The 19,505-nt window shown below is 62.5% G+C and carries 17 protein-coding genes and 1 pseudogene; 6 read left to right on the top strand and 12 right to left on the bottom strand.

The features are described from left to right. A complete protein-coding gene (locus tag AB7290_RS39505; RefSeq protein WP_085399480.1) occupies positions 1-1,893 on the top strand; it encodes a PQQ-binding-like beta-propeller repeat protein in 1,893 nt (630 codons plus the stop codon). Between the two features lie 131 nt (positions 1,894-2,024). On the opposite strand, the gene AB7290_RS39500 is transcribed toward AB7290_RS39505, so the two are convergent. Next, positions 2,025-2,249: a hypothetical protein gene (locus AB7290_RS39500; RefSeq protein WP_014491555.1), complete on the bottom strand. Its 225-nt coding sequence runs from the start codon at positions 2,247-2,249 to the stop codon at positions 2,025-2,027. Between the two features lie 226 nt (positions 2,250-2,475). Between AB7290_RS39500 and AB7290_RS39495 the strand changes: the two genes are divergently transcribed. After that, positions 2,476-2,757, top strand: coding sequence for a hypothetical protein (locus tag AB7290_RS39495; protein ID WP_085399488.1), 282 nt, complete (start codon positions 2,476-2,478; stop codon positions 2,755-2,757). Between the two features lie 137 nt (positions 2,758-2,894). Here the strand turns inward: AB7290_RS39495 and AB7290_RS39490 are convergent, their stop codons facing one another. The 5 genes from AB7290_RS39490 to AB7290_RS39470 form a co-directional block, all read right to left on the bottom strand. After that, positions 2,895-4,832, bottom strand: coding sequence for a sensor histidine kinase (locus AB7290_RS39490; RefSeq protein WP_085399479.1), 1,938 nt, complete (start codon positions 4,830-4,832; stop codon positions 2,895-2,897). Beyond that, entirely contained in the window at positions 4,829-5,512 is a 684-nt protein-coding gene (locus AB7290_RS39485; protein ID WP_038933185.1) for a response regulator, read from the bottom strand. The genes AB7290_RS39490 and AB7290_RS39485 overlap by 4 nt, the downstream gene beginning before the upstream one ends. 121 nt (positions 5,513-5,633) lie before the next feature. Next, the gene (locus AB7290_RS39480) at positions 5,634-8,381 is read right to left on the bottom strand and encodes a DUF2235 domain-containing protein (protein WP_085399478.1); all 2,748 of its coding nucleotides are present in this window, start codon (positions 8,379-8,381) and stop codon (positions 5,634-5,636) included. 273 nt (positions 8,382-8,654) lie between these two features. Further along, complete coding sequence (locus AB7290_RS39475) at positions 8,655-8,906, bottom strand: GCG_CRPN prefix-to-repeats domain-containing protein (RefSeq protein WP_085399477.1); 252 nt, start codon at positions 8,904-8,906, stop codon at positions 8,655-8,657. Positions 8,907-8,930: 24 nt separating this feature from the next. Continuing rightward, on the bottom strand, positions 8,931-9,173 hold the full coding sequence (locus AB7290_RS39470; RefSeq protein WP_063985829.1) for a hypothetical protein: 243 nt from the start codon (positions 9,171-9,173) through the stop codon (positions 8,931-8,933). A gap of 297 nt (positions 9,174-9,470) precedes the next feature. Here AB7290_RS39470 and AB7290_RS39465 point away from each other — a divergent pair, with 297 nt between their 5' ends. Then, positions 9,471-10,430 carry an AraC family transcriptional regulator gene (locus AB7290_RS39465; protein WP_085399476.1) on the top strand — a complete coding sequence of 320 codons (960 nt, stop codon included), beginning with the start codon at positions 9,471-9,473 and terminating at the stop codon, positions 10,428-10,430. Positions 10,431-10,437: 7 nt separating this feature from the next. Here AB7290_RS39465 and AB7290_RS39460 read toward each other — a convergent pair whose 3' ends face one another. Then, entirely contained in the window at positions 10,438-10,668 is a 231-nt protein-coding gene (locus AB7290_RS39460) for a hypothetical protein (protein WP_063985827.1), read from the bottom strand. A gap of 125 nt (positions 10,669-10,793) precedes the next feature. Between AB7290_RS39460 and AB7290_RS39455 the strand changes: the two genes are divergently transcribed. Beyond that, complete coding sequence (locus tag AB7290_RS39455; protein WP_085399475.1) at positions 10,794-11,255, top strand: DUF6314 family protein; 462 nt, start codon at positions 10,794-10,796, stop codon at positions 11,253-11,255. Positions 11,256-11,290: 35 nt separating this feature from the next. Here AB7290_RS39455 and AB7290_RS39450 read toward each other — a convergent pair whose 3' ends face one another. Further along, positions 11,291-11,593, bottom strand: coding sequence for a hypothetical protein (locus AB7290_RS39450; RefSeq protein ID WP_085399474.1), 303 nt, complete (start codon positions 11,591-11,593; stop codon positions 11,291-11,293). Positions 11,594-12,010: 417 nt separating this feature from the next. On the opposite strand from AB7290_RS39450, the gene AB7290_RS39445 reads away from it, so the two are divergent. Both AB7290_RS39445 and AB7290_RS39440 read left to right on the top strand, forming a co-directional pair. Beyond that, positions 12,011-12,847, top strand: a complete 837-nt coding sequence (locus AB7290_RS39445) for a DUF6538 domain-containing protein (RefSeq protein ID WP_085399473.1) — start codon at positions 12,011-12,013, stop codon at positions 12,845-12,847. Between the two features lie 171 nt (positions 12,848-13,018). Then, positions 13,019-13,528, top strand: a complete 510-nt coding sequence (locus tag AB7290_RS39440; RefSeq protein ID WP_085399472.1) for a lipocalin-like domain-containing protein — start codon at positions 13,019-13,021, stop codon at positions 13,526-13,528. Between the two features lie 243 nt (positions 13,529-13,771). Here AB7290_RS39440 and AB7290_RS39435 read toward each other — a convergent pair whose 3' ends face one another. From AB7290_RS39435 to AB7290_RS39420, 4 genes and pseudogenes are all read right to left on the bottom strand, one after another. Next, entirely contained in the window at positions 13,772-17,095 is a 3,324-nt protein-coding gene (locus tag AB7290_RS39435) for an adenylate/guanylate cyclase domain-containing protein (RefSeq protein WP_161495773.1), read from the bottom strand. 171 nt (positions 17,096-17,266) lie between these two features. Continuing rightward, a pseudogene (locus tag AB7290_RS39430) lies at positions 17,267-17,963 on the bottom strand (transposase); the annotation flags it as partial. Between the two features lie 33 nt (positions 17,964-17,996). Next, positions 17,997-18,962, bottom strand: coding sequence for an ABC transporter substrate-binding protein (locus AB7290_RS39425; RefSeq protein ID WP_161495772.1), 966 nt, complete (start codon positions 18,960-18,962; stop codon positions 17,997-17,999). A 102-nt stretch (positions 18,963-19,064) separates the two neighbouring features. After that, positions 19,065-19,499: a YybH family protein gene (locus tag AB7290_RS39420; RefSeq protein WP_085399468.1), complete on the bottom strand. Its 435-nt coding sequence runs from the start codon at positions 19,497-19,499 to the stop codon at positions 19,065-19,067. Positions 19,500-19,505: the final 6 nt, after the last annotated feature.

The following is a 19,505-nucleotide window of genomic DNA, read 5'->3' as shown; positions in this document are numbered from 1 at the left end:
ATGGTCGCCTCCGTCACGACCCGCAGCTACGACCGTGCCCGTACCGGTACGAACAATTCCGAGACGGTGCTGACGGCGACCGCCGTCCGCAGCAGGGGCATCGTCAAACTCTTCAGCCTTCCGATTCCCGACGATCCCAGGCTCGAGGCGCAGCCGCTGGCGGTCGGCGGCCTGCACACAGCCGACGGCAAGATCCGCGACCTGATCTTCCAGGCCAGCATGGGCAATTGGGTCTATGCATTCGACGCTGTGACCGGCGAGAAGATCTGGGCGACCAACTTGGGGCGTCCCATCGTCGGAACGAGGGCGATCGACGGCCACATGACCAACGTCCATTGGGGCATTCTCTCGACCCCGGTGATCGACGAGGGGGCGGGCATTCTCTATGCCTGCGCCTGGATCAGCGACGACGGCAGCGTCGCCAAGGGGCAGCATTTCCTCGCGGCGCTGCGGATCCGCGACGGCTCGAAGGTGCACGGGCTGCTGAACCTGGAGGGCGCGGTCTACACGCCGCCGAGCGGCCTGCCGGTGCAGAAATTCGTCTCGGCCCAGCGCAAGCAGCGCAGCGCCCTGACGCTGACGCGGAACCACGTGCTGATCCCCTTCGGCACGATCGCCGAGACCTCGAAGACGGCGCGCGGCTGGCTGCTCGCGGTCGACGTCCATGCCTGGCGGCTCGCTGCGTCGTGGTGCTCCACCGTCACCGGCTCCGGCGGCGGGCTGTGGCAGAGCGGGGCCGGCCCGGCCCTCGCTCCCGACGGTTCAATCTACGTCATCACCGGCAACGGAGCGTTCTCGCCGCAGCATGGCGATTTCGGCGAGAGCATCGTGCGGCTCGCCTTGCACACCGGAAGCCATGCGCATTTCGAAGTCATGTCGTGGTGGGCGCCATGGACCGACGCCAACCGGGTCGGCGCGGCTGCGGACGCAGCAACCGCCGACGATGACGACAATGACGAACTGCCGCTGCCGTCGAACGTTTCCCTGCCCTCCGTGATCGCGCATGCAAGGCGTATGGGAATGACGCTGAAGCCTCGGTATGCGCGCGAGATGCCGCATGTCGCGGTCACCTCGGGTCGCAGTGCAACCGATGCGCAGATCGCGCCGGTCGTGGCGCATCACATGGAGGCGATGAACGAGTCGATGTGGGGCGACCAGGATTTCGGTTCCGGCGGTCCGGTCTATGTCGCCTCCGCCCATGCCATTCTGGCCGCGGGCAAGGACGGCATCCTCTACACCGGCAATGCCAATGCGCTCGGCAAGACGCAGCCGGGCGAACTTGCGGCCGGCCATTTCGCGGCGAACTACAACAGGCTTCTCATGCCACCGATCCTGTACACGTATTTCGATCCCGCCGTGCCGCCTGCGCCGGCGTCACCGATGGAGCTGAACGTGTTTCCCGGCGGCGCGACGCGGCATCTGCATGGCACGCCGCTGCTGTTCCAGTCCGCCACCCACGGCACCATGCATTTCGTCGGCGGCGAGAACAGCGCCTTGCGGGCATGGTCGATTGCGGCCGACGGGAGAACGACCTATCTCGCCGGGGGCAACGAGATCGCCTCGCCGCAATCGCCGCGTCCGCCGGGCGGCATGCCCGGCTGGAGCATCACGCTTGCCGCCAACAACGGCACTGATGGCATCATCGTGGCGATGGTGCCCTATCAGGACAGCAACATGATTCTCAGTCCGGGCCGCTTCCTGGTCTACGATGCGCAGAATTTCGCCACCAATCCGGATGGTTCCAAACGGCTCCAGGTGATCTGGGACAGCGAGGACTGGGGCCCGGAGCACGCCTTCATGCATCCCAAGTTCAACCGTCCGATCGTCTGGAAAGGCCGCATCTATCGCCCGACTTATGACGGCCGCATCGACGTCTATGGCCTGACGAATTAGCTGCTGTCCCTCTCCCTTCTTCGCGGGAGAGGGTGGCTCGCGGCAGAGAGTCTCTGCTCTTGGTGCGTCGAGGCAGCTCTCATCCGCCTTGCCATCGGCAAGGCACCTCCCACAGGAGGGAAGGAAGAAGATCACCCGCCGTGCGACTCCACCACCTTGCGGCAGGCGTCCGAGAGCTTTGTCTTGTTCTCGCGCAGGCAGGCATTCATCTGCGGCGGCTTGCCGATATGTTCGGCGCAGAATTTGCCGGCGTCGCCGCGGCAGGCCATCTGCTCCTGCGGCGTCGGACCGGATTGGGCAGCGGCGGGCAGGATGGCCGCAGCGAGCAGCAGCGCGGCAAGAACTGAAGTCTTCATGAAACACCTCTTTGGGATTGTGAAGGGTCCCGCTGGGATCGGGTGAGCCGGACCATCTCGCGGAGGGCCGTTGCCGGTCCATGCCATGTTCATGGCATCGGCTCGCTCGGCGCACCCCCATCTTCATGGCATGTATCCGCGCGCCGTCTTTTGCCATTCAGGCTGCACGTCGGCTGCGAAACCCGGTGATTGCATCGGGGCGCCGAACGGGAAGCAGGAGAGCAAGATGTCGAAAAACGTGGGAGCGCTGAGCGCCGGGCTGACGGTCATGATGCTCGCGGGCGCGGCGATGGTGTCGCTGGGCACGAGCCCGGCGCAGGCGGTGGTCTATTGCAAGACGGTCGGCGTGCCCAAGGGCTGCGTGGTGCGGCCGGCCGGGGCGGTGGTGGTCGCGCCGGCCGCCGCGGTCGCGGTGGCGACGCCCGGAGTCGGCGCGCCCGGCGTCGGCGTTCGTGCGGGAACGCCGATGAATCGCGGAGGCCCGGTCAATCGCGTCGGCGTGCGCTGACGATCTCGTTTGATTGAGTTGATTGCATTGCTTCGGGCGAAAGGATGATCTGCGGACGACCCCCCCGTCCTCCGCATGACGATAATCCGGCCCGTCCCCTCTCTCCGTGCGTCCCACACGTTCGGGGAGGGGGCTTTTCAGCCCGCGGCGGCGGCGTCGCTATCGGGAAAGATTTTCGGCAGTTGCAGCCGCACGCGCGTCCCCGAGGAATCCGAGGCCAGATCCAGCACCGCGCCGCAGCGCGCGGCGCGGCTTCGCATGTTGCGCAGACCCCGCGCGGTCTGGCCCGCACTGCCGGCTTCGCCGTTGCCGGACAGGGCAAAGCCCTTGCCGTCGTCCGCGACGCTGATCATGCCACACGGCCGGTCACCATCTCCTTGGCCATCGTCGAGCGTCTCGATGGTAACAACGATATGGCGCGCCTGCGCGTGCTTGACCGCGTTGGTCACGGCCTCGTCGAGGATGCGCACGATCTGGATGACGTGCCATGGCCGCAGTTCGGGATGGAGCGGCAGGCCCTGCGGCGTCGCCACGTGCCATTCGAGTGCGACGTCGTGTGGCCGCAATTGTGCCGCCGCACGCTCGCGCCAGGAGCCGAGCGCAAGCATCAGGTCGCCGCCGATGTCGTCCATGGAATCGATGACCAGGCGCAGATCCTTCAGCGCGGCGCGCGCAGCGTCCGTGATGGTCGCGCCCTCGTGTCCACGCTCGGAGAGCGCGACGATGCTGACGAGCTGACCGCCGAGGCCGTCATGCAGGTCGCGCATCAAGCGCGTGCGCTCGTTGGCGAGTGCGGCGGCACGGGCGCGCTCTTCTTCGCGGGCGAAGCTTGCCTTCAGCCGCTCCTCCGCCTCGCGCACGCGTGCGATGAGCTGGCCGGCGAAGCTGTCGACCTCGTTGAGCGCGCGGGCGAAGCGCCAGGTCAGTCCGGCGCCTATCGCCACCAGCATCGCGGAATAGGACAGCCGCGTGACGAAGGTGCGATCGTCCGGCACGAACTCGAACGCCGAGAGCATGTCGTGAAACCAGCAGGTCAGCACGATGGTCACGGCGCAGCCGAAGGTAAAGCTCGCCGCGTCCTGCCGCCTGATCACCGCCCACGTCAGGATGACGACCAGCAGCATCAGGCACAGGCCCACGGTCGGCACGCCGAGGAACAGGAAGGTGATGCGCGGGATCGGCTGGCCCGCAAAGAGCCCGACCAGCAGGATGACGAGCCCCGGCGCGAACAACAGCAGCCCGTAGCGCGGCCAGCGCCAGCCGAAGAACAGCACCGCGAACGTCACGACCAGCGCGCTCTCGATCGGCGCGGACGCCAGCAGGATGGCGGCCAGCCGCGGATAAGGCGCGGGCGGCAGCGGCGCCGGCGCGAAGGCCTGCATCGCGCCGACGAGCATTCCTGCCGCCAGCACGCCATAGACCGGCTCGCGGCGTCGCATCAGCCACATGATGGCGAGGATCACCGCCAGCAACGATTGCCAGGCCGAGAACACCACGGGCAGCGTCACGAACAGCAGCGTGCGCGTCTCGTAGGCTCCCCGCAGGCTTTCGTCCGGCCCGACATAGACGGTGTCGAGGAAGCCTCGCAGCGGACCCCACACCAATAGCCGCACGGTGATGGCGTTGCTGCCGTCGCGCAGCAGCGACGACGGGATCACTGTGATCTCCGGCGTGTTGCGGTCGGGCCGGTTGGCGGTGGGATCGCGCCGGGAGTCCAGGATCGCGACGCCGTTGACCGCGACCTCCACGCCATTGCTGAAGCGCGGCAGAAAGACCGACCAGGCCGTGTTTGCCGCATCGGGCTTGAAGACGAACGTGCCCGAATAGAGCGGCGGGTCCTGGAGCGCGTAGCGCGACGACGTGAAATGCGGCAACGTCACCGCCCGGGTCGTGCCGTCCTCCCGCAGCGAAAATTCGCTCACGGCAAAATCGTCGGGGTCGCTGGGCTGGAGCAGCCGCAGCCCCTGGATGGTGACGATCACGATCAGCGCCTGGAGCAGCAGATAGGGCACGAGGCGCGCCGCGATCAGCCGGCGCCGCGGTCGCGCAGGTGCTTTCGCTGCAATCTCGCTCACAGCTTGATCAGGCCCTGCTGCACCGCCTCGAACACCGCTTCGCTGCGCGTGTGCACTTCGAGCTTGCGATAGATGTTCTTGATGTGGCCGGGCACGGTCTGCCTGGACAGGCCGAGATGGCTAGCGATCTCGGCGTAGCTGAAACCCTTTGCGATGCCCCAGAGGATATCGATCTCGCGCGGGGTGAGTCGTGCGGTGTTGAGCACGGGCCCGCGCGGCGGCTCGGCCGAACTCGGCGCGGCGCCTTGCGTTCTGCGCACGATGAAACGGGCGATCGAGGCCGAGATCGGCGAATGGCCGGCGACCAGATCGCGCACGGTGGTGGCGATGTCGGTCGGGAAGGCGTCCTTCAGGAGATAGCCGGTGGCGCCGACGGTGATCGCCGAGATCACGCTCTCCTCGTCGCCGAGCGCCGAGATCACCATGATCTCGGTGTCGGGAAAGCGCTGCCGGGTCTCGCGGATCAGCTCGATGCCATGGCCGTCGGGCAGCCGCAGATCGGTCAGCAGCACGCGCGGTGCGCCGCCGTTCAGGGCCTGGCGCGCCTCGCCGAGCGTTCCTGCGCTGCGCACCTTGTAGCCGGCCTTGACCAGCGCATCCTGGAGCCGCCAGCAGGTCGGCGCGTCGTCCTCGACGAGGAGGATGGTGATGGCCTCACCCGTCTCGCCCTGTTCGCTCATGTTCATCGTCCCGCACCGCGTGTCCCCCGCGGCGCGAGGCCAAGTTTAGCCGCGGCGCGGACGCCGCGACACCCATAATCATGGGGGCGTTGTCACTCTTCCGCTCCGGTGTGGCCGGCGCCTAATGCTTTGCCGCAGCCGATGGCGTCGGCGGCGCGGGCAGACGCTGTACCGTGATCCGCGCCGTGCCGCTGTTGTTCTTGTAGTATTGTTCGTCCGGCCCGAAATAGTCGACGTATTTTGCCGGGGCCAGCCATCGCAGGAAGCCCGGGACGATCTGCACGGCGTCGTTGACGTAGAAGAACAGCTCGCCGGAATCAGGTGCGGTGAATTCGGCCACCATCCGGTCTGCAAGTTTCTGCGTGTCCCAGACCTTGCGTGCCGACTCGTCTGGCGGAAGCGCATCGAATGTGCCCATCTTCGCGATGTCAGCCTTGAGTGTCGTCAGCTTCGCCGCATCGTCCGTGCTCGATTCCTCAGCGTTTTCGATGCGGACGGGATATCTGTTTTTTGGCTCATCCTGAGCATTTTCCTCGGGAAGGGTCGGGTCAATGCGGCGCGGCAGTTCATCTGCCGACATCACGTTCATGGCCTGCAGCGGCTGATCGTTCAGGCCCTTCTCGCCGACGCGTACGACCGGCTGGAACCAGTCCGCGCCGAACAGTCGCCGGGTCGGGAGAGCGAGGTAATGGTGGTTTTCGTAGGTCTGGAATCCGGTGACGCCGGTCATGATCGTGCGGTCGAACCAGCGTTGGTCGATATCGATCCAGACCCGGTATTTGCGGCCCTTCTCCACGGCGAGCCTGCTTGCCCAACAGAACTGGTTGACGTTGAAAAGCTCGACCGCAGGAAGCGCGTTGTCGCCCACCGGCTTGGCAGGCGGAATGTCTACCGCGACGTTCGCTCCCTTTCTCTTCGCCTCTGCGGCTTTTGTTTCCGGGGTTTCACAAACCTGTCCGGTCGCGACGCGCCAGGTGAAGAAGCTGCTCGAGGCGATCAGCAAGGCCGCGGCGTAGATGACGACGATGGAGACGATGGGAAAGATGATCTTGGTGAACGGAAAGCTCATCCACCGCGCATTTCGCTGCATCAAACCGCCAAACCTGAACAACAAACTCATCCGGCTGAGGTTTTTTGCGCTCGCCTTCCGTTCCGGCCGGTACCAGGCGAGTCGCGCCCGCTCCTGGATGCCATCACGCAGCGAGGCGTTGATGCTCCAGACCCACCACGTGACCAGCACGACGAGTGCGGTCGCGACAGGATAATAGAGTGCGATATTGAGCCATGGCCCCGCATAGGAGGGCAACACGTTCTTGAGCAGGTTCGCGACGGAGCCGAGTATGGCGCTGAAACCCCAGTCGATGTTGCTGACAAAATCGCGCAGGCTCTTGCCGGATGTATCTATGATCTTGCGGGCGATCCACGGCCAGGCGGCGATGATGCCCGTCATGATCAGGAGCGAGAAATAGGCCACGCGTCGCCACCACACGGCGCCGCGCGCCAGATTCGCCATGTCCGCGTCTGGCGCTTTCATTCCAGTGAAGGCGTCGGATTCCTCCTTGCTTATCGGGCGCCTCGCTTTCTTCGCGTAGGCGTCATGCATGGCTTGGTGCGCGCCGTCATTGGTGAGCTCCCTGATGCTTCCGTCGGGCATCAGCACCCGCGCGTTCGCCGGCAGCATGATCGGCGCATAATCGTCGCATCCGAACAGCATTCGTTCGACCACGGCGAAGTGAACGACCGGTTTGCCGCCGTTCACATCGCCTTCGAGGATCGGCCGCGGACCGTAGCGGTAAAGCACGGCGGCGCCGCTGCGTGAATCGTGCTTTGGCCCGATCGCCGATTGATACTCGCGGAAGCGCTCGATCGTGCCGTTCTGGAAGCGCAATTGGCCACCGAGCTGCTCGGTCATCCAGACCAGCGGAACGAAGGAGAGGGTGGATTCCGGGTAACCGCCGCCAATGTCGGAATGGACGCCCGCGAACCACACCTCCTTGACAGTCTGGTCATTCGCTAGACGGCTCTGGTCGATCCGCAGCGGATGAAAGGTGGTGCGCTCGTCGTCGAGCGCGAGCGCGTGACAGATGTGCTTCGCCTTGCGCGAGGGCCGGTGATTGCGGAACGAAATCGGCCAAATTGCCCAGTCGATCGCGACGCGCAGCTCCTCGATCGGTACGCCGAAAGCCTCGACGGTGTCGAACAGCCCGAGGAATTCGATCTTGACGTTCTTGCGGCCGGCCATGGCCTTGCGGACCGTGCAATAGGAGCGGTGCCCGCAGACGAAATGGTAGATGATGAGCAGCAGGTCGCGAATCCAGCGCGTAATCCAGATCGTCGGCAGGCTGCGATAGCCCACCGATTCCTTGCGGTATTCCCGCCATGCGGACATGGCGTTGCGCTCCATCTCGGCATGCGAGACCGGCTCGCCCTTGATTTCCGCCGGCACTAACCCCTGACTCGCGATCAGCGCCGCCAGCGTGCGCGCAGTGAAGGCGCCGCGGCTGAAGCCGAAGATGTAGATCTCGTCGCCCTCGCGCCAGTTCCAGCACAGGAAGCGGTAGAGCTTGCGGACGTTGGAGGGAACGCCGATGCCGGTGGCGCCGTCGATGGCTGCGAGCGGCGCCCAGCCGGCGGTGCCGACACCCTTGATGTAGTGGGCGATCTGGTCCGGCTGGGTGTGGTCGAGCGCTTCATAGAGCCGCCAGACGCTGGATTCCTGGGCGGTGAACGCGTTGCCCGTGCCGTCGGCGAACAGCACCAGCTTGCGCTTCGACAGGGTGGTGGCGGTCGTCCCGCCGGCGCTTGCATCGTCATGCGTGTGCTTGGGTCTGGCAGAATCACCATTCTGCGCGCCATCATGCTGGGTCATGGGGCCCCTCTGGCAATCGACGGTGAAGCACTTCGGGCTGGAGCCGTTCAGCACTCCACGATTTCAATCAATGGTTGTGTTATGAAAAACAGGTGCATTCTGTGCATAGTCCCGTTGAGGTAGCAAGCGGGATCGCGCCGCCGCCCTGCCGCGGTCGGACGCCGCGGCATGACGGTTACGAAAACGTTTGGTCTTGCTGGTGCCGGTGGCGAGAGGCGTGATGTCGGCGGACGCCTCTCCCCTGCGAGCGGGGAGAGGCGGAGTGTTCAGCTCCTACCTGCCATTGCCGCGGCAAGCGCCGCCGGGGCCGATATGGTAGCCGCGCGGGCAGGCATGCGCGGCGGGGTTGGCGTAGTTCCTGAGGCAGCCGCCATAGGGGCCGCGGTGCCAGCCGGGGCCGCAGCCGCCGGCGACCGCGATGACGTCGCCGTTCGCGCCTGCGTTGAGCAGGGTGAGCGGCATGGCCTGGGCAACGCCCGTGATCACGCCGAGCGTGAGAGCCGTGGCAAACAGGGTGCGTATCATGTCTTCCTCCCGAATGCCCTTGCTTCAATGGCCGGCGGCGAACGCGATGCCGGCGCGTACTTCGGCGATCGCCTGGTCGATCATCCCGATCGCCTTCTCGCGATGACCGCCCTTGTTCGGCTCTGCCTTGCCGAGCTCGGCGCGGGCCGATTGCAGGATCGCGATGGCTTCGTCCATGTGCGGCTGCGCGCCAAGCGCGTAACCGATGCAGAGGCTGGTCGCGATGGCGCCGCCGAGCACGAGGCTGCGGGGTAGAGAGGTTCGCATGTCGTTGTCTCCTCCAGCGGGCGTCAGGCTGGGGCCGCCCGTTTGCCCGGATGCAGTCCTTGTGTGGCGTGCCGCATCCGCTGCCTGAATAGGGCCCGCTTGTGTGGGGCGTCTTGGACTGTCCGGCGCCAGCGCCGTCGCAGCTTGGACTGACCGGCGCGGCTTGATTCACGTTGGCGTGCTGATAGCTTGCGGTATGCTGGTCTTCTGCGGGCGTCTGTTTGGCGTGCGAGGTTCGGCGAGCGCCAAGCCTTTTTTTAAGAACTTAGAAAAGCCATTCTCGAAAAGTCGTTCTCGATGTCCGTCATCAGGAAGTCGCTCTCGACCGAGATGCTGCCACAGGACTTGTCCGACCGGCAGCGCTTCATCCGCTTCGCGGAGCTGTTCGAGCATTTCTCCAACACCGGCGAGCTCGATCCGGCGTCCGACGTGCCGTTTCGCGCCACGATGAACTCGATCCATATCGGCACCACCATGCTCGGCCGTTGCGACGGCAGCTTCGTCACGGTCCGGCGCGAGAAGCGCCAGGTGATCGAGACCGGCGACGACCGCTTTTGCCTCGCGCGCAACACCGGAGATCTTCCGTCTCAGGTGATCCATCGTGGCCGCGAATTCACCATGCGGCCGGGAGCGATGGTGCTGCTCAAGCTGGACGAGCCGTTCTTCGCGGCCGACGGCGCGAGCCAAAAGCGTTTCACCAACGTGCATCTGCCGGTCGATACGCTGCGCGCGATGGTCGCCGACATCGACGATCTCGTCGGCTGCGAGCTCGAGCCCGGCGGCGCGCTGTTGCTGGCGATGGATTACAGCGATCTCCTCCTCCGCAATCCCACGGCCGCCGACGAGGCCGGCATGGCGATCGCCGGCCATCTGCTCGACCTTGCCGCGATCGGTCTCGGTGCCCGCAGCGAAATCGCCACTGCCGCGCGACGCGGGGGCCTGCGCGCCGTGCGGCTCAAGGCCGTGCTGTCGATTCTTGAGGCGCGCTTCCACGAGCCGGGTTTTTCCGCCCAGAAGCTTGCCGCCGCCGGCGGCCTTTCCGAGCGCTACGTCAACGAGCTGCTGTTCGAGGCCGGCGCCAGCTTCACCACCCGCCTCACTGAGCTGCGTCTGCGCAAGGCCGCCGACCTCCTGGCACATCGCGAGGGCCGCATCAGCGACATCGCCTTTGCCTGCGGCTTCAACGATCTCTCTTATTTCAACCGCTGCTTCCGCAGGCGGTTTGGGTTGACGCCGACCGCGGCGAGGGGGAAGTGAGAGAGCGCTAGGTCTCCACCCTCGGTGGCGGATAGCGGCGCGCCAGCGCTGACAGCGGCAGGTGCCGTTCGCCTTCCGGCAGCTCGAGAAAGGCCAGCACTTGCGGCCGCTTCCAGTCACCGATGCCGAAATCCATCGCCATCCATTTCTGCGGCTCGGGGCCTTCGAGGCCCCGGACCCAGACGAAATAGCGGGGGAGGTCGTCGGCGTCCGCTTCCGTCGTGCGTCTCCTGGCCATCGAAGCTGCTCACTGCATCACCATTTCGTTGCGATAGGATATAGGTATCGGCTCGCTGAAGTCGAACTCCCGGCTGCGGGTCCTGAGAGGCTGGGCCGGCTGGTTAATTGCGCAGGTCTGAAGATATGAATGAAGTGATGATCGACGGCTGGGGTGACGCCTCGGACGTCACGAAAAGGCTGATCGGCTCGTGGTCCTTCAACCGTGTCATCGAAGGCCAGGCTACGATGCAGGGTATCGCGATCTTCACGCCACTGGACGGGGGGCGGTTGGCCTATCGCGAGCAGGGACATCTGAAGCTCGCGAACGGCGCCATTGTGCAGGCCGAACGCGAATACGTCTTCAGCAACAGCGAGGGCGGATTCAAGGTCTTCTTCAGGGAAGATCCGCCGCGGCTGTTTCACGAGATTTCATTGTCCGCATCTTCCGGGGGAGAGCTGAGCGGACGTGCGCGCCATCTTTGCAAGCACGACGACTATCAGTCGGCCTACATGTTTCGGCCGGATGGAACGTTCGTCGTCCGTCATGTCGTATCGGGTCCACGCAAGGACTACACGATGAACACGACCTACACGCGTCTCGCGTGATCAAGCCGGGGCGATGGCGACGGCCGTGCCGCCTCTCACCGCCAGAGCTCACTCTCCGCCACGCGGTTGATGTCGGCGAGCCGGCGGTCGGCGTCGCCGTGAATATCGATGCTCTCGACCAGCGTTAGCAGACGCTGATATGCGCCATCGGCGATTTCGACCGGCAGCGGCTCCTCGTCAAAGGCCTCGACATAGCTGCCGACGAGGCCGCTCAACAGGCGGCAAAGACCGCGCTGGGCGGGATCGTCCCGGCCGAGCGTCTCGAGCTTTTGCTGAAATGTCCGGAAGGTGCGCAGGCCGTGGTGCTGCTGCGAAAGCCACGTATGCAGGTCGTTCATGTGAGCTCCTTCGAGTTACAGAAGAAGCTACCGGTTTATACAGGTAGGATGTGACGATTGGAAGGGGAGGGAAATACCGGACTCGTTGATCTAGTCCGCCTTCGCCAAGGCTTCGGCGGGACAGCCTTCCCTGCTTCGCATGGATAGACCTCCGCCCGGCTCGCCCAGCCGTAGCTGCGAAGCAGCGAAGGCTGGTGCCCTGGCCGGCGTCGAATTTAAAAGGCAACTAATTGATAATACGTGATTTCTTTATGGTTGTTCGGCGCGACTACCAACGACGCTACCAACACTAACGTTTCTTTCGGGGGGCGAATCCCTCCCTCTCCGCCACCACATCGAAAACAGCCTAGAAATCAGCCGACCTTTTGATTCCAATAGGTTTCCGGTCCGCCGTTGGTACACAACGCTGGTACACACATGGGCGCACTAGGCACACCACGACGACATCCCGAAAGCGGCATTTTCTGGCTCTGGAAACGCGTTCCAGATCGGCTTCAGAAGCTGGTCGGAAAGCGCGAGATCAAGATCTCATTGAGAACTCGAGACCCTGGGATTGCTCGGATTCGGTATCTGGAGGCTGCGCTGAAGATTGAGCTCAGTTGGGAGCGGGACGCCACGCCGATTGTCGGTGCATGGTCAACCCAAACACCTCCGATCGGGTCGTTGGGAATCGCAGCGAAGCCGGCGGTCGAAATCCAACCTGAGCAGGCTGACGTCTCCGAGCTTGCCGCATCTCGACCACAACTGACGCTCCGATCGGTTTTCAAGTCGTATGCCAACGAAGCTCAACTCGCGCCATCGACGTTGAAACGCTGGGAGCCTGTCATAGAGCGCCTGATCGACCATCTTGGCCACGATCAAGCCGACCGCATTTCACGTTCAAATATTGTGGCTTGGAAAAAGAAGCTCTTGGAAATGGGGATGTCCAACATCACTGTCCGAGACGTCTATCTTGCAGCAGCAAAGGCGACACTGCAGTTCGCGGTCGACCAAGAGATGCTTTTGGAGAACCCCGCAGCGGGTATCCGAGTCCGTGTCAAAGACTCTCTGCATGAGCGAGATAAGGGATTCAGCGGCGAAGAGGCACGTACGATCTTGGCTGCAACTGTTCGGCCGCCTTCAAACAAAATCAGCATTGAGATGGCGGCTGCACGCAGATGGGTGCCTTGGATCTGCGCGTATAACCATCGCGGGTGCGTTTTCGACTCGCTCGACGGCTTCCGCGGGGATCGCCGACATGATCGTCGGCCGTAGCGTTTTGGCCGATTGCTCAATCCCGTACTGGCCGTTGGTGCGGTATTGTGGGATGAATTGCCCCACTGACCTACGAGTGCCCCATGCAATGATTTCGAGGCTCTGACTAAGCTGGGCGGCCAGCCCAGAACCCGTCATAGATGGAACGTTCCTGAAAACCGGAGGAGCACCATGAAAACACTATTGTCAATTCCGATAGCCGCAGCTCTTGCATGCACCACGTTATCCGCGGAAGCCGCAGAGCCGCTCAAACAGCAGCTTGTAGGCACTTGGAGCGTCATTTCATTTGTAAACGTGAATGAAAGGACCGGGAAAACAACCGAAGTATTTGGTTCCGATCCGAAAGGATATTTCATGTTTGATGCAGCAGATCACTTCTCAATCAATCTCATGCGTCCGAGACGAGGAAAATTTGCCCGCCGCGACTTTCCGACTGCCGGGCAAAGCAAAGCTGCTCTGGAGGGGATAATCGTGATGTTTGGTGACTACAAAGTCAATGAATCTGAACATTCACTGTCCTTACATATTATCGGCGGCAGCTTTCCCGCCTGGGACAATACGAATCAGAAGCGCTTCATCGCGATCAACGGCGATGAGCTCACGTATAAGAATCCTACACCGGCATCCGGTGGGGGTACTGCTGTGGTGACTCTGAAACGCGCAACAAGCGCAGCCGAGTGATCTTTTGGTCAATCCGTCGCCACGGGCGCTGGGTTCAGAACTCGGCCCCCCGACCGGCAAGCCAAGCCTCGGTACCCCGAAGTGATCGAGTGAGTGGGCCACGATGTCCGAATTGGGTCAAAATGCGAAGAACTCAGAGTGAGCAAATCCAGTCCACTCCGCCCCACTAAGCGGACCTCAATGAGGGGTGTCGTCACTTCACTGATGGGCCAAGCTCGGAAGTCGCTAGACCATTCGACTGGCTCACGACGCCAAGTCATCGAGCAACGCCTTGGCCTCTTTCAAATCGAGCGTGTCGAACCCTTCAGTGAACCAGCCGTAAACCGGAGCCAGAAGATCACGTGCCGCGGTGCGTTTGCCCTGATCGCGCCAAAAACGGGCAAGGCTCGTCGCTGCCCGAAGTTCAAGTGATTTCGCCCGTTGTTGCCGAGCGGTCTGTAGGGACTTCAGCAGCCATGCATTGCTCCCACTGAGCTGGCCGCGAGTTAATGCCACCAACCCTCGCAGCCGAGAGATTTCCGCATCCCACCAGTGCTCGCCGCTTTGTTCCGCAATGGCAGCAGCACCCGTTAGGGCTTCGGCTCCGCCGGGGTGGTTTCCCGTGCGACAAAGCACCTCGCAAAAGAGCGCAAAGCTATAGGGAGCGTACTGGATCGTGCCTTGCTTCGCCGGATCAGCAAGCGCGGCGCGGTAGGAGGCAATCGCCGCCTCAATCGTATCCGGTGCCAACAACGCCCAGCCGCGGAGGACTCGTGGATCGAGCGGCAAGGCAATGCGCTTCTTAGCCGCTAGGGTCTCTGCGCTCTCAATGCACTGCAGCACCGAAGCTGAGTCACGTCGGAACTGGTGCAATATCGACGCATGCAGACGCGCCATAGCAAGGCTGAAGGGATGGTTCACCCGTTCCGCAAGCGCCAACGCGTCATTCACGTGAGCGAGCGCCGTGTCAGGGTAGCCGAGCAGCCAGGCGCTCCAGGCACCTAGCGTTCGTGCACAGACTCCAGGGTCGTGACCGTAGATGTGTGCGTGCGTCCGGTGCTGCTCGAACTCATAAAGGGTTCGGCCCTTCTCGCAATGCTCCTGCGCCGGAGCGAGTTCGCCGCAGAAGAAATGTGTTGTCCAACCCGTATGATGAGCTTCGAGCCGAAGGCCGACATTATTACCCTTTTCGACCAGGCTCAGAAGCCTATCTGAAAGCTGGCGCGCCGCATTCCAATCCGACGTGCGTCGGAAAGTCCACAACCCCAATATCGCGGTGAACTGAGAATCGATGTCCCCTATCTTATCGGAAAGCTCGTGCGCACGAGCGTGCGCTTTTGCTGCTTCGGCCGAGGAGAAGCCGTTCGCGTTACTAAGAGACACGCCTTTAGCGAGTTGCAGCTTGATCTCGTGCCGATCGCGCTGCGCATCCAAGAGAGATGGCAGCAGGGACAAACCACGATCGAAATGATTGACCGCCTCGGCATACGCGGAGCGGGAAGCCGCAAACTGGCCCGCTTTTAGCCATTGATCAGAGGCGCGTTCCGCCTCTCCGGCACCCGTCAGATGATGGGCCAGTATCTCGGGCTGCCGATCGACCAGATCTGCGAAATGCTGCTCCAAGGCGGTGGCAACTCGTGCATGCAACTCTTGCCGTCTTCGGCGCAGTAGCGTGCCATAGGCAGCGTCCTGCACCAGCGCGTGCTTGAATAGATAGCTGGAATACGGAGGCACACCTTGCCGGAACAACAAGCCAGCGGAGATCAGACGGTCTAAGGCGGATGCCAACTCTGGCTCCGGCTTGCTCGCAACGGAAAAAAGCAGGGTGTGAGAGAACTCTCGCCCGATCGCGGAACCGATCTGGGCCACCTCCTTGGCGGGCCCGAGCTGGTCGAGCCTCGCCATAAGCGAGGCGTGCAGGCTTGCGGGGACCGCCGCCACAGGTGACGGAATATTGCCTGTAGTTCGCCGGGCTTCGCCCTCACTCTTGGTTTCCAGGACCGCCTTCGTCATCTCCTCCACGAAAAGGGGAATCCCGTCCGTGCGCTCAATGATGTCCTGCCGCACGCTCGCCGAGATGAGCTGGTTGCCCACGATGTGATCAATCACCGTCTCGATTTCGCGCTGCGCCAGCCGATTGAGGGTGAGAGCAGTGACGTAGGGCCGCCCGATCCAGTGCGGTTCGAACTCCGGACGAAACGTCACAATCAACAGCACACGGTAGGTCCGAAGCCGGTCAACGACCCCGCTGAAAGCTTCCTGACTCGTGGGATCGGTCCAATGTGCATCCTCGACCATCATCAGCACAGGTGTGGAGCGCGACAATGCCTCCACCTGTGACCAGAGAGCTTCAAATGTCCGCTGGCGGTGCTGTTCGGAGGGCATGTCGAGCGCCGCGTAGCGTCCGTCTTTTGGTAGCGACAGCATGTCGGCGAATAGCGCCATATCCTCCAAAGAGGTTGAAGTCTGCGCCAATACTTTATCGAGCTTGTCCAGCTTCGTTTCCAGCGCGTCGTCATGCGCAAATCGTGCGGCCCGTTCCATCTGGCCGATGATCGGATAAAAAGCGCTGTCGGTATGCTGCGGCGAGCAGAAATAGCGCAATCGGGTATGCGGCTCGTTAGCGATGCTTTCCAGCAGCGCCGCCGTAAGCCGCGATTTGCCAATACCAGCCTCGCCGGAGAGCAGCACTACTTGGCCTTCACCACTCTTTGCCTTGGACCAGCGTCGCAACAGGAGTTCGAGTTCTTCGTCCCGCCCAACAAGCTCGGTCAATCCGTTCGCGTGCAAGGCCTCGAAGCGGCTTTCGACTGAAGCCGGCCGCAACGCAGCCCATGCCCCTACGGCGCCTGAGATACCTTTGAGTTCTATCGGCCCAAATTCTTCAAGCTCGAACAGATTGCCCAACAGTTTCCGAGTACTCTCCGCAATGACGACGCTGTTCGGCTCAGCAACGCCCTGCAAACGTGCCGCAAGGTTTGGCGTTTCACCGATTATGGCGTGCTCCTGAGAAGCGCCGGACCCGATGAGGTCGCCGACAACCACCAGTCCCGTTGCGATGCCGATACGCGTCTGCAGGGGCGCACGAATCTTCAGAGCACCTACGCCAGCCACCAACTCCAGCCCCGCCCGGACGGCCCGTTCCGCATCGTCTTCGTGCGCCTGCGGATACCCGAAATACACCAGTACCCCATCGCCCATATACTTCGCAACGAAGCCGTCGAACCGCTGCACGATGTCGGCGACGCAATTCTGATACGCGGAAATGATCTCGCGTAGGTCTTCAGGGTCCATGCGTGCTGAAAGTGCTGTTGAACCCACAAGGTCCGAGAACATCACAGTGACTTGGCGACGTTCGGCGGCACCTTGGGGCTTCAACTCGGCCGTAACGCGTTGAGCTACGGCAGGGCTCCCAAGCTCCTGGATAGCCGCAAGCATTATGCGCCGATGCCCGAGCAGCACGCCGATGTCCTTAAGGTCCTGATCAGTCAGATGGCGAAGTGCTGCGAAACCAATCCCGTTTTCAGCAAAACGTTGCGCGTACTCGAACATTCCGAGCTTTTCGAGCCAGTCGGCAATTTGCTGCATCGCGGCCCCTCCGGATTTTGTGCAACCCACTCTGGCCCGATAGGACCGAAAGTCTACCACGCGCGCCGACTTATTCCAGCGCCCGCCGCGAGGTTGCATGTCCGGTCAGGGTCTTGGTCGTGTAAAAACGCCTTCCGCGGGAGGGCGGTGATAAGCCATGACGGTTCGGTCTCAGGCCGCGATCGCGGCCATCAGCGGCTTGGTCCCGACGATGTTCATGGCCCGTGTCAGGTTATAGGCCAGGACCGAGAGAGCCATCTCGGCGGCTACTTTTGGAAGCGTTTTGGTGAGGAAGTGTGTCGCTCCCATGCGGGCCTTCATGGTGCCGAACGGATGCTCAACCGTCTCGCGACGCACGCGCATGGCTTGTACGTTTGCATCAAGGCGCTGCTGCACAGCTTCGAGCAGATGCTCATGCTCCCATCGTGGAATCCGTCGCTCCGGGCCTGTCGTGCATTGCGATTTGAGCGAACATTTTTGACAGGCTGTGGTCCAGTAGCGCCTTATCCGCTTGCCATCTTCCTCGTTCGTAAAGCGATACGGCAGTTGCTCCCCAGCCCGACAGCGATAGGCGTCTTCCTCCGGCAAATAGACAAAGTCCTGCTTGCCGAAGCGACCATTTGACTTGGCACCCGACGTCTGCGGCTTGGGTAGAGTCACGATGATGCCGGCCTCGTGGCACGCGAGGATTTCCAGGCTGCTGAAGTAGCCGCGATCGGCAACGGCCTCGAGGGGTCTCGGTCTCGAGAACAGCCTTCGCCTGCTTGGCCATATCGGCCAGCTGAGCCCGATCCGAGCCGCTGTTCGTCACCTCATGCGTCACAATCAGATGGTGCTCGGTATCTACGGCGACCTGCACATTGTAGCCAAAGCGATGGGCCAATTCCGGAAGTCGCGACGCTCATTCAATGATCTTGTCAGCACGGACCAGGATCGTTGCCGGCACGGTGATGTTCGAGGCCTTGGCCGTCTTGAGATTGATGACAAGCTCGAACGTGGTCGGCTGCTCGACGGGGATGTCTGCCGGCTTCCCGCCTTTTAGGATGAGGTCGATAATCTCCGCGCCGCGCCGCCATTGCTTGCCATGATCGGTGCCATAGGACATAAGGCCGCCTGCTTCCGCGAACTCGCGGTAGCCGTAGATAGCGGGCAAACGCAGGCGGGAGGCGGCCGCGGCAATTTCGGTCCGCTGACTAAACGTGAAGGGGTCCTCGAGAATCGCAAGGCCGCCGGCTCCTGCGACCTTGCTGGCCTCGAGCTGCGGCGCGATCTCCTCGGGCGAGCGCACCTCAAAGACCCGTAACTCTATTTTCGCGACACGCGCTGCGGTCTCGAGTTCCCTGTAAGCGAGGGCCGCGTACGGCGTGCCCGGATTCAAGACCGCGGCAATCAGCGAGGCGGCAGGGACGATCTCGCGCAACAGCTGAAGCCGGGCGCCCTGTATGCCAGCGGCTAGGTCCGACAGTCCGGTGACGTTACCGCCGGGCCGGGCGAGACTTGCAACGACCCCCGCGCCGACAGGATCGCCGACAGCCATGAATACAACCGGGATGCCGTTTCCGGCTGCCTTGCCTGCCTTGGCGGCAACCGTGCCAAATCCGGTGACAAGCACATCAGGCTTCATCCGAATGAGGTCGGACGCAAGACCTGGCAAGAGTTCCGGCCGGCCTTCTGCCGAGCGATAGACGAAGTGCAGGTTTTTTCCGTCAATGTAACCAAGCTGATCGAGACGGCGCAAAAAATTCGGCGCGAAGCTACGATCCTCACCTGCAAGAAGGGCGAGGTAGGCAACGGTGAATGATTTGACTTTTTGTGCGCTAGCCTTGGGCGCGACGCCGAGGAGCGTGGCACCGGCTAGTATTTTCATCAACGACCTCCGGTCCGTCATGCAAATGCCTCTCGCACCAAGTATTCGAGCTGCAGACCAGACGGATCGCCCACGAATCCTGTTGGCTATCAAATGCGCCTTCTATTCCCGAACAAAAATATGGGACTTAACCTTCCATTCACCGTTGGATTGGTGCTCATAAAGTTTAACTGTACTGCCGGACAGCATGGTCGTTTCCTCCCCCTTTACCAATGAGGCTTTGAAGCGGGACGTCACGTAAGCGTAGTCTCCCATCTGCAAAATCTCTACAAGCTCAAGTTTGTGATTTTTGACGCTCGTGCCTCTTTTGGCAAAAAAGTCGCGTATCGCAGTAGGGCCAGAGACGGGTGCTGCGCCGGGCGGCATTAGACTGGCGTCGGCGGCATACATTGGCAGCAAGGCGTCGAAATTCGGATCGTTGATCGCGGCGTCCCATTGCGCATTGAGTTTCGTCATATCTTCAGTGAGCGGGTCTGCACACACATGGCCGATCGTGGCCAACAAAAGCACCAGCACCACTGACCAGGTTTTGCTCATGACTTT

This window comes from Bradyrhizobium sp. 613_E4_N2_2 (assembly GCF_052075995.1).
In the GTDB taxonomy this organism is placed as follows: domain Bacteria; phylum Pseudomonadota; class Alphaproteobacteria; order Rhizobiales; family Xanthobacteraceae; genus Bradyrhizobium; species Bradyrhizobium barranii.
The sequence above is the reverse complement of the archived record's forward strand: the minus strand, read 5'-3'. Positions and strand labels throughout refer to the sequence as shown.